The 13,849-nt window shown below is 68.7% G+C and carries 14 protein-coding genes; 1 reads left to right on the top strand and 13 read right to left on the bottom strand.

What is annotated here, in order from left to right:
- Positions 1-39: 39 nt before the first annotated feature.
- The 4 genes from ACVJ6E_RS17470 to argH form a co-directional block, all read right to left on the bottom strand.
- Positions 40-2,658, bottom strand: a complete 2,619-nt coding sequence (locus ACVJ6E_RS17470) for a TIGR02302 family protein (protein ID WP_120270056.1) — start codon at positions 2,656-2,658, stop codon at positions 40-42.
- Positions 2,659-2,800: 142 nt separating this feature from the next.
- Positions 2,801-4,075: a diaminopimelate decarboxylase gene (gene lysA, locus ACVJ6E_RS17465; protein ID WP_120270055.1), complete on the bottom strand. Its 1,275-nt coding sequence runs from the start codon at positions 4,073-4,075 to the stop codon at positions 2,801-2,803.
- 67 nt (positions 4,076-4,142) lie between these two features.
- Positions 4,143-4,355 carry an LPS translocon maturation chaperone LptM gene (gene lptM / locus ACVJ6E_RS17460; RefSeq protein ID WP_158592735.1) on the bottom strand — a complete coding sequence of 71 codons (213 nt, stop codon included), beginning with the start codon at positions 4,353-4,355 and terminating at the stop codon, positions 4,143-4,145.
- Between the two features lie 155 nt (positions 4,356-4,510).
- Positions 4,511-5,908 carry an argininosuccinate lyase gene (argH, locus tag ACVJ6E_RS17455; RefSeq protein ID WP_067338127.1) on the bottom strand — a complete coding sequence of 466 codons (1,398 nt, stop codon included), beginning with the start codon at positions 5,906-5,908 and terminating at the stop codon, positions 4,511-4,513.
- 43 nt (positions 5,909-5,951) lie between these two features.
- On the opposite strand from argH, the gene tlpA reads away from it, so the two are divergent.
- Positions 5,952-6,632 carry a thiol:disulfide interchange protein TlpA gene (gene tlpA / locus ACVJ6E_RS17450; protein WP_120270053.1) on the top strand — a complete coding sequence of 227 codons (681 nt, stop codon included), beginning with the start codon at positions 5,952-5,954 and terminating at the stop codon, positions 6,630-6,632.
- 86 nt (positions 6,633-6,718) lie between these two features.
- Here the strand turns inward: tlpA and ACVJ6E_RS17445 are convergent, their stop codons facing one another.
- The 9 genes from ACVJ6E_RS17445 to ACVJ6E_RS17405 form a co-directional block, all read right to left on the bottom strand.
- Positions 6,719-6,919 (bottom strand): putative motility protein, encoded by a 201-nt coding sequence (locus tag ACVJ6E_RS17445; protein WP_120270052.1) that lies wholly within the window; start codon positions 6,917-6,919, stop codon positions 6,719-6,721.
- 92 nt (positions 6,920-7,011) lie between these two features.
- On the bottom strand, positions 7,012-7,893 hold the full coding sequence (locus ACVJ6E_RS17440; RefSeq protein ID WP_120270051.1) for a 3-hydroxybutyryl-CoA dehydrogenase: 882 nt from the start codon (positions 7,891-7,893) through the stop codon (positions 7,012-7,014).
- A gap of 220 nt (positions 7,894-8,113) precedes the next feature.
- On the bottom strand, positions 8,114-9,055 hold the full coding sequence (locus tag ACVJ6E_RS17435) for an electron transfer flavoprotein subunit alpha/FixB family protein (protein WP_120270050.1): 942 nt from the start codon (positions 9,053-9,055) through the stop codon (positions 8,114-8,116).
- A gap of 25 nt (positions 9,056-9,080) precedes the next feature.
- On the bottom strand, positions 9,081-9,830 hold the full coding sequence (locus ACVJ6E_RS17430) for an electron transfer flavoprotein subunit beta/FixA family protein (RefSeq protein WP_067224298.1): 750 nt from the start codon (positions 9,828-9,830) through the stop codon (positions 9,081-9,083).
- A 222-nt stretch (positions 9,831-10,052) separates the two neighbouring features.
- Positions 10,053-10,745 carry a rhomboid family intramembrane serine protease gene (locus ACVJ6E_RS17425; protein WP_120270049.1) on the bottom strand — a complete coding sequence of 231 codons (693 nt, stop codon included), beginning with the start codon at positions 10,743-10,745 and terminating at the stop codon, positions 10,053-10,055.
- Positions 10,746-10,832: 87 nt separating this feature from the next.
- Positions 10,833-11,408: a cob(I)yrinic acid a,c-diamide adenosyltransferase gene (locus tag ACVJ6E_RS17420; RefSeq protein WP_120270048.1), complete on the bottom strand. Its 576-nt coding sequence runs from the start codon at positions 11,406-11,408 to the stop codon at positions 10,833-10,835.
- 39 nt (positions 11,409-11,447) lie between these two features.
- The gene (locus ACVJ6E_RS17415; protein ID WP_067224303.1) at positions 11,448-11,645 is read right to left on the bottom strand and encodes a twin transmembrane helix small protein; all 198 of its coding nucleotides are present in this window, start codon (positions 11,643-11,645) and stop codon (positions 11,448-11,450) included.
- Between the two features lie 45 nt (positions 11,646-11,690).
- Positions 11,691-12,569 carry an SDR family NAD(P)-dependent oxidoreductase gene (locus ACVJ6E_RS17410; protein ID WP_120270047.1) on the bottom strand — a complete coding sequence of 293 codons (879 nt, stop codon included), beginning with the start codon at positions 12,567-12,569 and terminating at the stop codon, positions 11,691-11,693.
- 44 nt (positions 12,570-12,613) lie between these two features.
- A complete protein-coding gene (locus ACVJ6E_RS17405) occupies positions 12,614-13,843 on the bottom strand; it encodes a ubiquinone biosynthesis hydroxylase (protein WP_120270046.1) in 1,230 nt (409 codons plus the stop codon).
- Positions 13,844-13,849 lie beyond the last annotated feature (6 nt).

Here is a 13,849-nt window from a genome sequence, read left to right as displayed (position 1 = left end):
CGATAGCCGTGTTCGTGCGCGCGCCGGGCGCCGCATCGATCAGTAGCGGCGCAGCAGCCGCTCCAGATAGTCGAGCTCCAGCATCGGCCGGCTGGGATCGGAGAACCGCCGGCGCAGCTCCTCCAGGATGCGGCGCGCGCGCTGCACGTCGATCTCGTCCGGCACCCGCACCCGGTCGCCGAAATCCGGCCCTTCCGTGCGGCGCGGCCGGCCGAGCGGATCCTCGTCCATCGGGCCGCCCTGACGGCCCGCCATGCCCGGCCCTTCGCCCTGGCCCTGCCCCTGACCGAACATCTGCTCCGCCATGCCCTGCGCGCCCCGGCGCAGCGCGTCGAGCGCGTTGCCCTGCTGGCCGACGGCATCGCCCGGCTGGCCCTGGCCGAGGCTGTCGCGGGCATTGCCCATCTCCTCGCCGGCCCGGCCGAGGTCCTCGTTCGACGGCATGCCGTTGCGCGCCATCTTGTCGAGCAGCTGCTGCAGCCGCTCGCCCAGCTCGCCCTGCCCTTCCTGCAGCTGCCGCAAGGCTTCCGCCAGCTCCTCGGGCGTCATCTGCCCCTGCTGGCCTTGCTGGCCCTGCTGACCTCGTTGTCCCTGCTCGCCCTGCTGCTGCTGGCCCTGGTCGAACCGGTTGGTCTGATCCATCAGCTCCTGCTGGCGCTGGATCATCTGGCCGAGCTCGTTGAGGGCCTGCATCATCTCCTGGGTCATGCCGTTCGGCATCTGCTGCGGGCGGCCCGCCTGCAGGTTCTCCAGCATCCGCTGCATCTGGGCGAGAAGCTCTCGGGCGGCATCGCGGGACCCATTGCGCGACAGTTCCTCGATCCGCGACAGCATCTCGTCGAGATCCTGCGGCCGCAGGTTCTGCGCATTCGGGTCCATCTGCTGCATGGCCTGCGGGTTCTGCCGCATCTGTTCGGCCAGGGCCTGCATGTATTCGTTCAGCGCCTGCCGCAGCTCTTCGGTCAGCCGGGCGATTTCCTCGTCCGAGGCGCCCTCCTCCAATGCCCGGCGCAAGGCCTCCTGCGCATCGCGCAAGGCGCGCTCGGCCACCGACAGGTCGCCGTCCTCGATGTTCAGCGCCAGTTCCCACAGGAGGTCGACCACGACCCGCAGCTCGTCGTCGCTTTCCGCTGCGACCAGCTCGGCCCGGGCGAACCGCATGCCGAGATAGGTTCGCACCTTCTCGCCGAACACCTCCGGGGCCAGCAACAGCCCGTCCAGCGCATCGAGCACGCGCACCTGGGCATTGGCATCGAGCGCCAGATCCCGGCGCTGCTCGACAATGGCCCGCGCCAGCGACTTGGCGAAACGGCGCTGCGGCAGGGTGAAGCGATGCGGCTCCGAATAACCGGTCTGGCCGGCATGGTCGCTGGCGCTGAGCACCAGCGCCACCTCGGATCCCGCCCAGGGATGGCTGGTCAGGTCGCGGATCGTTTCGCCCGTGCCGGTGCGCCGCTCGCCGGCGGCCAGCGACAGGGGAAAGCTCGGCGCCTCGACCAGGGGGCGGATTTCCGCGCCGCTATCCTGGTTGAGACGCTGCGCCGGGCGGATGTCGGCCTTCGCGGAGACGATGCCGTAATCGTCCTGCATCAGATAGGTCAGCTTGAGCGCGCCGCTGAGCTGCTCCTCGGGATCGTCGAGCAGGCGGATGGTCGGCGCCTCGTCCGGCTCCACCGCAATCTGCCAGGCATGCAGCACCGTGTCGCCGTCGCGGATCTCCAGCGCCGCGGACGCCTCCAGCCGGCTGCGCAGCCCCTCGCCCGTGGTGTTTGCGGCAACGCGCGGCGTCGCCGCACCGCCTTCGCCGTCCGCCGCAGGCGGCGCGGCCAGATCCACGGTTTCCTCGGGCGAGACCAGCAGCACGGAAAGCGCGTCGACGCCCTGCGCCCGGACGATCACTTCGCTGCCTTCCGGCACGCTGATCGCCTTGCCGGGCTCGCGCAGCTCCGCCGTCGCCCCGGTCAGGAACACCGGCGCGCGGCCCGTATAGACCGGCGGCGTGATCCAGGCATCGATCCGGGCCGGAACCGCAGCGACCTGGGGCCCTGCGCCCGCGACGGGCGACAGGCGCGACAGATGGCTGCCTTCGGCCGCGAAATACCCCACCACCAGCAGCATCACCGCCAGCACGCGCAAGGCAAAGGGATCGCGGCGAAACGCCTGCGGGCTCGGCAGGTCGGTGCGCACGCTGGCAAGCGCCACGCTCGCGCGCCGGCGGTGTACGTCCCAAAGTGCTCTGGTTTCGGGAGAGTCTCCGCCACCGTCGAACAACCGGTCATCGAGCGCGGCCAGCGGGCGATGGCTCAGCCCGGACACGCGCTCGATGCGCGACAGCGCCTCTGCCCGGCCGGGCAGGCGCAGACGGGCAAGCGGAAGAGCCTCCCGCACAGCCGCCGCGAGGAAGCCGAGCGCGGCGATGACCGACAGCCAGGTCGGCAGCAGCGACCACAGGCCGAGCCAGGACAGTCCGACATAGAGGGCAAGGACGATCAGGACGGATTGCAGGAGCGGCCAGGCCTGCTCCCAAAGAAGTGATAGGCGCGTTTGCAGGATCGCGCGTTCCAGACGCGCGCGCGCGGCGGGAACATCGCCGTCCGGCCGGGAAGCATCACCCCCGGCGCCCTGCCCGGAGCCGGCAGGTTTCCTCGCGTCTGTCACTGTCTGCCTCCGCGGCCCGACCCGTGGGTCACAAGCCCCCCTCGATCAGGAAGGGTGGGGCGTTTTGCCCGCTTTGGCAAGGCCGGGCCGGACAAAGGTGCCGACCCGCCCTCTTCCCTTGCGCAGGCTATCGCCCCGGCTCTCAGTCCTCGTCGAGCCAGGACGGCAGCCGGTCGAGGCCCAGCAGCTCCTCGTAGGTCGGGCGCGGACGCACCACCGCGTGGCGGTCGCCCTTCACCAGAACTTCGGGAACCAGCAGGCGGCTGTTGTAGGTGCAGGCCTGCACGGCGCCATAGGCACCAGCCGAATGCACGGCAAGCAGGTCGCCCGGCTCGACCGCCGGCATGTCGCGGTCATGGCCGAGATAATCGCCGGTCTCGCAGACCGGGCCCACCACGTCCGCCTTGATCCGCGGATGGTCGGGCGCCTGGCGCACCACCGGCCGGATCTCGTGATAGGCTTCGTAGAGCGTCGGGCGGATCAGGTCGTTCATCGCCGCATCGACGATGACGAAGGTCTTCGCCGCGCCCTCCTTCACATAGACGACCCGGGTGACGAGGATGCCCGCATTGCCGGCGATCATCCGGCCCGGCTCGAAGATCACCTTGCAGTCGAGATGCTCGACATGCCGGCGCACCACCTGGGCATAGGCCTCCGGATGCGGGGGCGGCTCGTTGTTGTCGTGATAGGGGATGCCGAGACCGCCGCCGAGATCGACGTGATCGATCGTATGGCCGTCGGCACGCAGGTCCCCGATCAGCCCGCCGAGCCGCGAGAAGGCCGCGTCGAACGGCTCCAGATCGGTGATCTGCGAGCCGATATGCATGTCGATGCCGGAGACCTCGATGCCCGGCAGCGCCGCGGCATGGGCATAGACCTCGCGGGCCCGCCCCCAGGGAATGCCGAACTTGTTCTCGGCCTTTCCGGTTGCGATCTTGGCATGGGTGCGGGCATCGACGTCCGGGTTGATGCGGATCGAGACGCGGGCGGTCTTGCCCTTCTCCACCGCCACCTGCGACAGCTGCGCCAGTTCAGGCTCGCTCTCGACATTGAAGCACAGGATGTCTTCGTCGAGTGCGTAGGCCTGTTCCTGCGCGGTCTTGCCGACGCCGGAGAACATGATGCGCTCGCCGGGGACGCCCGCCGCGCGCGCGCGCCGCAATTCGCCTTCCGACACCACATCCATGCCCGCGCCGAGCCGCGCCAGCGTCGACAGCACGGCCTGGTTGGAATTCGCCTTCATCGCGTAGCAGACGAGCGTCGGAATGCCGGCAAAGGCTTCCTTGAACACCTTGTAGTGTCGCTCAAGCGTCGCGGTGGAATAGCAGTAGAACGGGGTTCCGACCTCGGCGGCGATCGTCTCCAGCGGGACGTCCTCGGCGAAGAGCCGGTCATCGACATAGTGGAAGTGGTGCAAGGCCGTATCCTGACCGTGGATGCGGGCGGGAGAGCCGCCCCTTCAGCCGGCGGAAAACCGCGACGGCTCAGATGATGCTGTCGAGAACGAAGGGCCGGTCCGGTTTCGACGGTGCGGGAGCGGCGGCGGGAGCCGGCTCGCCCGGTGCGGCAAACGCCGGATCGACGTCGCCCGGGCGGTCGAGCGCACCCCGGCGACCGCATCCGGCAAGCGTCAGCGCCAGCACGGCCACGATCAGCACGCCGCCATTCAGGACCCGAGACATGCCAGCTTTCGCCATTGTGAGCGCCGCTCCTCTAGAAGGCCGTTCGAAGCGGGCCGGCATGGCCGGCCCTTGCCGTTTCCTCGCATGCGGCGGCGTTTGCCGCAAGTCCCCCGGCCGCCTCTGGCGGCGGCAAGTCTCCAGCCCCGCCCTGACGGCGAGGGCAGCGCGCGTCAGCGCCGCGCCGCCTCGCGCTCCAGCGCCTTCAGCCAGCGCTTGGCCTGCTTGCGGACATTGGCCGGGGCCGTGCCGCCATAGCTGGTGCGCGAGCGCACCGACTTGTCGACCGACAGCACGGTGAAGATGTCCTCGGTGATGCGCGGCTCGATCGCCTGCAGGTCTTCCAGCGGCAGCCGGTGCAGCTGCACCCCGCGCTCCACGGCAAGGCCGACGGCGCGCCCGGTGACGTGATGCGCCTCGCGGAACGGCATGCCGATCACCCGCACCAGCCAGTCGGCCAGATCCGTGGCGGTGGAATAGCCCGAACCGGCGGCGGCCTTCATGGTCTTGGTGTTGGCGGTCAGGTCGCGGACCATGCCGGTCATCGCGGCCAGCGCCAGCGACAGGCTCGGCAGGCCGTCGAAGGCCTGTTCCTTGTCTTCCTGCATGTCCTTCGAATAGGCCAGCGGCAGGCCCTTCATCATCACCAGAAGCGCCGTCAGCGAGCCGTAGATGCGGCCCGTCTTGGCGCGCACCAGTTCGGCCGCGTCCGGGTTCTTCTTCTGCGGCATGATCGAGGAGCCGGTCGAGAAGCGGTCAGACAGCGTGACGAAGGCGAACTGCGCCGAGCACCAGATCACGATTTCCTCGGCCAGCCGCGACAGGTGCATGGCGCAGATCGAGGCAGCACCCAGCGCCTCGATGATGAAGTCGCGGTCGGACACCGCGTCGAGCGAGTTGGCCGTCGGCCGGTCGAACCCGAGCGCGGCCGCCGTCATCTCCCGGTCGATCGGGAAGGACGTGCCGGCCAGCGCCGCCGAGCCGAGCGGGCACTCGTTCATCCGCTTGCGGGCATCGCGCATGCGCGAGCGATCGCGGGCGAACATCTCCACATAGGCCATCAGGTGGTGGCCGAAGGTCACCGGCTGGGCCGACTGCAGGTGGGTGAAGCCCGGCATCACGTCGCCGGCATGGGCGAGCGCGCGCTCGCTGAGCGCCTGCAGCAGGTCGGTCAGCTGCTCGTCGAGCGTGTCGAGCGTGTCGCGCACCCAGATGCGGAAGTCGGTGGCGACCTGGTCGTTGCGCGAGCGTGCGGTGTGCAGGCGGCCGGCGGTCGGGCCGATCAGCTCGGCCAGACGCGCCTCGATGTTCATGTGGATGTCTTCGAGCGCGCGGGAAAAGGCGAAATCGCCCGCCTCGATCTCTGACTTGATCGTGTCTAGACCGTGAGCGATCTTCTCGGCATCGTCGGCGGCGACAATTTCGCGCGCCGCAAGCATGCGGACATGAGCCTTCGAACCCTCTATATCCTGCCGGTAGAGCTTGCGATCGTAGTCGATGGAGGCGTTGATCTCCTCCATGATGGCGTCCGGCCCATCCGAGAACCGGCCTCCCCACATGCGATTGCTCATGAACGTGCCTTTCTGGCGCCCCTAAGGAACGGGTAATGGATCGATGACCAACGGAACCAGGCCTCCCCGGCGCACGCTCCTCGTCGGGATCGCCGCCGTGGCCCTGATGGCAGGACTGGCGGGGATATACGTGATCGGCGGGGCGGATGGCAACCAGCAGCAGGCCGGCTCCTGCAGCGCTGCCGCAACGCTTGCCGCCGAGATCGCCCCGCTCGCCCGCGGAGAGGTGGCCGCCTTCCTGCCGGCGAAGGCCCCCTCGCAGCTTTCGGAGCTTGCCTTCAGCAACGATGCCGGCGCGCCGCTCACCCTTGCCGATTTCCGCGACAAGGTGGTCCTGGTCAATCTCTGGGCCACCTGGTGCGCGCCGTGCCGCAAGGAAATGCCGGCGCTCGACCAGTTGCAGGCGGAGCTCGGCAGCGACGATTTCGAGGTGGTCGCCGTCAGCGTCGACCAGACCGGCGAGGAAAAGCCCCGCGCCTTCCTGAAGGAAATCGGCGTTTCCAATCTCGCCTTCTATGCCGACCCCACCATGAAGATCTTCCAGGACGTCAGGGCGCGCGGCCGGGCGCCCGGCCTGCCGACCACCCTGCTGGTCGACGGCAAGGGCTGCGAGATCGGCGCGCTGATGGGGCCGGCCGAATGGGCATCGGAAGATGCCAAGGCGCTGGTGCGCGCGGCCATCGAGGCGCAGCGCAAGACCGCTCCGGCTGGGGCTGGCAGCTGAAGGGCCGGCACTGAGGGCGACACAACGACAAAAGCGCCGGGCGGATGCGTCCGGCGCTTTGCGTTTCTGGGCAGCCTTGAGGGCAATCAGGCGGTGATGTCGACCTTGCCGCCCACACCGGCCGGCGTCGGGGCCTTGGCCACGGCGGCAGCGTAGTCGGCGTTCTGCTCCAGCATGGCTGCAAGAGCGGCCGTGGCGTCGGCATTCTGCTTCATGAAGGTCGCGGCAAGCTGGTTCTGCGTCTGCGCCTGCGACATGCCCGCCATGGCGGCGGCAACACTGGACATGGAAGCCTCCTGGTTCGAGCCTTCCCCATCCCTCGCATGGCCAGCATTAACGACAGGTTAACCCGAGCAACCTGCGCGGGTACCCACCTTCCTCAGCGGGTGGGAACCGGCACGTCGCCGCGATAGTCGTAGAAGCCGCGCTGGGTCTTGCGGCCCAGCCAGCCCGCCTCGACATACTTCACCAGCAGCGGGCACGGGCGATACTTGGTATCGGCGAGGCCCTCGTAGAGCACCTGCATGATCGACAGGCAGGTGTCGAGGCCGATGAAGTCGGCCAGCTGCAGCGGGCCCATCGGATGGTTGGCGCCGAGCCTCATCGCCGTGTCGATGGCCTCCACCGAGCCGACGCCCTCGTAGAGCGTGTAGATCGCCTCGTTGATCATCGGCAGCAGGATGCGGTTGACCATGAACGCCGGGAAGTCCTCCGCGACGGCGATGGTCTTGCCGAGCTTGCGGGTGAACTCGCGCGCCGCCTCGAAGGTCTCGTCCTCCGTGGCAATGCCGCGCACCAGCTCCACCAGCTCCATCAGGGGAACCGGGTTCATGAAGTGGATGCCGATGAAGCGCTCCGGCCGGTCGGTGGTCGCCGCCAGGCGGGTGATCGAGATCGACGAGGTGTTGGTGGCGAGGATCGCCTCCGGCTTCAGCAGCGGACACAGCTGGCTGAAGATCTTGCGCTTGATCTGCTCGTTCTCGACGGCGGACTCGATGACGAGGTCGACATCGCCGAGCTCGTCCATGCTCTCGGCCGGCACGATGCGCGACAGGGCGGCGGTGCGCTCCTCCTCGCTCAGCTGGCCCTTGGAGACCTGACGGGCCATGTTGCCGTTGATCGAGGCGAGGCCGGACTGGATCCGATCCCGGGAAATGTCGTTGAGCTGCACGTCAAAGCCGGCCACGGCGCAGACATGGGCGATGCCGCTGCCCATCTGGCCCGAGCCGATCACGCCGACTTTCTTGATCTCGACCACCATCGTCCGTTCCGATTTCGTTTCGGTGCTGCCGTGTCGGCGCACGCCGGGAAAAGTGAGGGGCTATTCATGGCAACTTCGCGAGCCCGCCGCAAGGACCCCCCGCGCTTTTTCGCAAGGGGTTTACGGCCCGCCGCAAGGCACCGCCCGCAAAGGGGAAGGGCCCGCGCATGGCGGGCCCTTCGAAAGGGTCGGGCGCACGCCGCAGCGCGCGCGCCGCGTCTCAGCCCTTGGCGGCTTCGACGGCAGCCTTGAACTGCGGCAGGACCTCGAACAGGTCCGCGACGAGGCCATAGTCGGCGACCTGGAAGATCGGCGCTTCCTCGTCCTTGTTGATCGCCACGATCACCTTGCTGTCCTTCATGCCGGCAAGATGCTGGATGGCGCCCGAGATGCCGCAGGCGATGTAGAGGTCCGGCGCCACGACCTTGCCGGTCTGGCCGACCTGCCAGTCGTTCGGCGCGTAGCCCGCATCGACCGCCGCGCGCGAGGCACCGACAGCGGCGCCCAGGGCATCGGCGACCGGCAACATCACCTCCTCGAACTTCTCCTTGGAGCCGAGCGCGCGGCCGCCGGAGATGATCACCTTGGCCGAGGTCAGCTCCGGGCGGTCGGACTTCGACAGCTCCTGGCCGACGAAGGTCGAGAGATCGGACTGCGTCGCCGAGATGTCCTCGATCGAGGCCGAGCCGGTCTCCTCGGCGGCGGCGAAGCTCGCCGTCCGCACGGTCACGACCTTCTTGGCATCGTTCGACTTCACCGTCTGGATGGCGTTGCCGGCATAGATCGGGCGCTCGAAGGTCGACCCGTCGATCACGCCGGTCACGTCGGACAACTGCATCACGTCGAGCAGCGCGGCAACGCGCGGCAGGATGTTCTTGCCGTTGGCGGTGGCCGGCGCGACGATCGCGTCATAGCCCTCGGCCAGCGACACGATCAGTTCCGACATCGGCTCGGCCAGCTGCTGGGCAAGGCCGTCGCCGTCGGCGAGCAGCACCTTGGCGGCGCCCGCGATCTTGGCGGCCTGCTCGGCGGCAGCGCGTGCGCCCTTGCCGGCGACCAGCACATGCACGTCGCCGCCCATGGCGGCAGCGGCGGTCATCGCCTTGTGGGTGGCGTCGTTCACGGCGTTGTTGCTGTGTTCGGCAACAAGAAGGATGGTCATCGTCAGTGTCTCCCTGTCGGTCCGATCAAAGCACGCCGGCTTCGTTCTTGAGCTTGGAAACAAGCTCGGCAACGTCGGCCACCTTGACGCCGGCCTGGCGTGCCGGCGGCTCGACGGTCTTCAGCACCTCGAGGCGCGGAGCCACGTCGACGCCGTAGTCCTCCGGGGACTTCTCGTCGATCGGCTTCTTCTTCGCCTTCATGATGTTCGGCAGCGAGGCGTAGCGCGGCTCGTTGAGGCGCAGGTCCGTCGTGACGATGGCGGGCAGCTTCAGCTTGACGGTCTGCAGGCCGCCGTCGACCTCGCGGGTCACGTCGACCGTGCCCTCGCCCAGATCCACCTTCGAGGCGAAGGTGCCCTGGCTCCAGCCGAGCAGCGCGGCGAGCATCTGTCCGGTCTGGTTGCAATCGTCGTCGATCGCCTGCTTGCCCAGGATCACCAGGCCCGGCTGCTCGTCCTCGACCACCTTCTTCAGGATCTTGGCCACGGCCAGCGGCTCGGTTGTGGCGTCGGTCTTGACCAGGATGCCGCGGTCGGCGCCCATGGCGAGGCCCGTGCGCAGCGTCTCCTGCGCCTGCTGCGGACCGACCGAGACCACGATGATCTCCTCGGCCTTGCCGGCCTCGCGCAGACGGATCGCCTCCTCGACGGCAATCTCGTCGAACGGGTTCATCGACATCTTCACGTTGGCAAGGTCGACACCCGAGCCGTCCGCCTTCACGCGCACCTTGACGTTGTAGTCGATCACCCGCTTCACGGGCACAAGGATTTTCATGGGTTTTTCAACCTCCCGCTCACGCGACCGCAAGATTCCGCCGCCGGTCGCCTTTCGTATCCGCAACGTCTCAGGACACCCGGGAACCGCAGCTTTCCGCAGGTTCCTTTCGTCGGGCCGGGACCGTACTGACGCGCTTGATGGCTGTCAACGCCACGTAAGGGAAGCGGACTGCCGCAAAACCGGCATGCCTGCCTCGCGCGCCCCGGCTACAATCCCCCGTTACAATCCCCTGTCGAACAACGGCACGCCGCGCCGGCGCATCGGCACGACCAGCAAGGCCCCGGCGAGCGCGCCGGCGACATGAGCCCACCAGGCCACCTGGTGATCGCCGAAGCCGAAGGCCATCACCACCTGAAACAGGATCCACGCGCCCAGCACCCAGGAGGCCGGCAGGCGCAGCGGCAGCCGGCCGAAGGCCAGCACCCAGACCCGCACCCTGGGATGCAGCACCAGATAGGCGCCGATGACCCCGGCCACCGCGCCCGAGGCGCCGATCAGCGGCACCACCGATCCCGGCTCGGTCAGCGCATGGCCGTAGCCAGCCGCCGCCGCGCACAGCAGATAGAAGACCAGGAAGCGGAGGTGGCCCATCGCGTCCTCGACATTGTCGCCGAAGACCCAGAGGAACAGCATGTTGCCGCCCAGATGCATCCAGCTGCCATGCAGGAAGGCGTAGGTGACCAGCGCCGCCGGCTCGGGAAACACCGCCAGATGCGGGGCGAGGTCGCGCGCGTCGAACAGCACCGCCGGGATCAGCCCGTAGGACAGGCTCGAGGCCTGCATCGCCGGATCGGACAGCCCGCCCTGCTGGACCAGGACGAAGATCGCCACATTGGCGATGATCAGTCCCCATGTGACAAATTGCCGCCGCACATGCACGAGCGGCTTGTGGTCGTAGAGCGGAATGAACATGGGGCGAGGCGTCCTGTTGTCTGGGGCAGCTTTCCGGCGGACAGGGCCCCGCGTCAAGTGCGGCGAGAATGCCCGGGGGCCGTGACCCTAGCGGTTCTGTCCCGGCACCCACAGCACGTCGGCCGCGCCCTTGTCGTTCGCCCAGCGCGCGGCAACGAAGAAGAAGTCGGACAGCCGGTTCATGTAGACCAGCGCCGGCCGGCTGACGGTCTCGCGCGAAGCCAGCTCCGTCATCAGCCGCTCGGCGCGGCGCGACACGGTGCGGGCGAAATGCAGCTGCGCCGCCGCCGGCGAACCGCCCGGCAGCACGAAGGAGCGCAGCGGCGACAGGTCCGCGTTGAACCGGTCGATGGCCGCCTCGATGGCCGAGACCTGCGCATCGGTGACGCGCAGCGGCGGATAGGCCGGCGGCTCGTCGCTCTCGGGCGTCGCAAGGTCCGCCCCCAGATCGAAGAGATCGTTCTGGATCCGCGCCAGCACGGCATCGAGTTCGGGATGGGCCGCGGCCGTCGCCTGGCGCGCCAGCCCGACCACCGCGTTCGTCTCGTCGACCGTGCCGTAGGCCTCGACCCTGAGATCGTGCTTCGGCCGCCGTTCGCCGGAGGCCAGAGCCGTGGTGCCGGCATCGCCCGTCTTCGTGTAGATCTTGTTCAGCACCACCATGGCATGTCCTTCTCCGCAATCGGTGTCATCTTGCGCGCCTTACGGCCGCGTGCCCGTCAGATAGAGCACCGCCATCACGATGACCACGGCGAGAAACTGCAGCCCGACGCGCCAGCGCATCAGCATCTGCGAACGCGACGAGGGTCCCCCGCGCATCATGTTCCACAAGCCCAGCAGCAGCACGACCGCCACCGCCCCGACGGCGAAGGGGATCGACATGCGCAGGAAGTCGGCCATGGGAAGTCCTTTCTCAGCGACGGCCGCGGCTCATGCCGGCCGGCCCTATTCCTCGGATCGCGCCGCCCGCGACAGCACCCAGTCGAGCCCGCGGGTCGGCAGAATTCGTTTCAGTCCGGCCATCACGGTGGTCGGTATCGTGACCCGGTAGCGCGGGCGTGGGCGCGGCGCTTCCACCGCATGGACCACGTGCTTGACCACCGCGCGCGCCGGCAGCTTGAAGGGTGACGGCTCGCCCGCCCGCATGCGGGCAAGGCGCCGTTCGTAGATCGTCCGGTGAGGTGATACGGCCGTGCCCTCCTCGCCGATCACCGCCGCGAAATTTGCCATCGCATTCTCGGTGAAGCGGGTGGCGATCGGGCCGGGCTCGATCAGCGAGACATGGATGCCGGTGCCCGCGAGCTCCAGGCGCAGCGTGTCGCTATAGCCTTCCAGCGCGAACTTGGAGGCGTTGTATGCCCCGCGATAGGGCATGCCAATGAAGCCGAGGATCGACGAGCACTGCACGATACGTCCGTGCCCCTGCCGGCGCATATGCGGCACGACGGCCCGCGTCAGCGTGTGCCAGCCGAAGAAATTCGCCTCGAACAGCCCGCGCAGCGCATCGGAGGGCATGTCCTCCAGGGCGCCGGGAATGGCATAGGCCCCGTTGTTGAACAGCGCGTCGAGCCGGCCGGAGGTGCGTTCGAACAGCTCTGCCGCACCGGCGACGATGCTCGCCTCGTCCTGATAGTCGAGACGAAAGCTCTCGAAGCCCTCCGCGCGCAGCCGGTCGACCTCCTCCTGCCGCCGCGCGGTCGCGAAGACGCGCCAGTCGCGGCCGCGCAGCGTATGGGCCGCAGCGGCGCCGATCCCTGAGGAACAGCCGGTGATCAGGATGATGCGTTGCGGCCGGACATGTTCGGCTGCCTGTGACCCGGCCATCTATCCGGTCTTCTCCCGTGCCCCTGCAGCCCGTCCCGATACCGTCAGATCGCCTCGCCGACCAGGAGCCGCGGCGAAGGGCCTTCCAGTCCCGCCGCCTGGCGAATGAAGAACCGCTTCAGCGAGGGCATGCGGTCCACGAGGCCGAGGCCCACGTCGCGCACCGCGCGCACGACATCCATATCGTTCGAAAAGAGCCGGTTCAAGACGTCGGTCACCACCCCCATGCGGAACGTGTCGAACCGCCGCCAGCGCTCGTAGCGCTCCAGCACGTCGAGGGCGCCGATATCCTCGCCGAGCCGCCGTGCCTCCACCAGCACCTCGGCCAGCGCCGCAACGTCCTTGAACCCGAGATTGAGGCCCTGGCCGGCGATCGGATGGATGCCGTGGGCGGCATCGCCCGCCAGCGCCAGCCGGGGCTGCACGAAGGAGCGCGCCAGCGTCAGGCCGAGCGGGAAGGCATGGCGCGGGCCGGCCAGTTCCAGCTTGCCGAGATGGTGGCCGAAGCGGCGCTCCAGCTCCAGTTCGAAGGTGAAGTCGTCGCCCTTCACCAGCCGCTCCGCATCGTCGCGCCGCTCGGTCCACACCAGCGACGAACGATTGCCGGTCAGCGGCAGGATGGCAAAGGGCCCGGAGGGCAGGAAATGCTCTTCGGCGCGGCCCTCATGCGGCCGCTCGTGGGCGACGGTGGTGACGATGCCCGACTGGTCGTATTCCCAGCGCACCGTGCCGATACCGGCAAGCTCCCGCAACTTCGAACGCACGCCGTCGGCGGCGACCAGCAGCTTCGCCTTGCGCACCCCGCCCGAGGCAAGGCGGATCTCCACCTCCGACGGCCCGCTGGTGAAGCCCGAGACCGCGTCCGGCGCGATCAGCTCCACGCCGAGCTCCTCGGCCCGGTCGGCGAGCACCGCCACCATGCGCCCGTTCGGCACCATGTGGGCGAAGGGCTCGCCCGGCTCCACCTCGCCGTCGAAGGTCAGGAACACCGGACGCACCGCATCGCGCAGGCGCGAATCGGTGACGATCATCTCCATCATCGGCTGGGCATGCGGCGCGATCTGCGACCATACGCCGAGCCGCTCCAGCATGCGGCTTGCCGCCGCCGCGACGGCCGAGGCGCGCGGATCCTTCTCCAGCGCCTCGCGCGGACGCATGTCGACCACGGCAACGCGGAGGCCGGGATCGGCCTGCTTCAGCGCCACCGCCAGCGAGAGGCCGACGTAGCCTCCGCCGCCGACCAGAACGTCGAGCTCGTCCATCTGGATGCCCATCCTGTC

This window comes from Stappia sp. G46H5W, from assembly GCF_058448995.1.
Note: the sequence above shows the minus strand (reverse complement) of the source record. Positions and strands in the feature narration are given on the sequence as shown.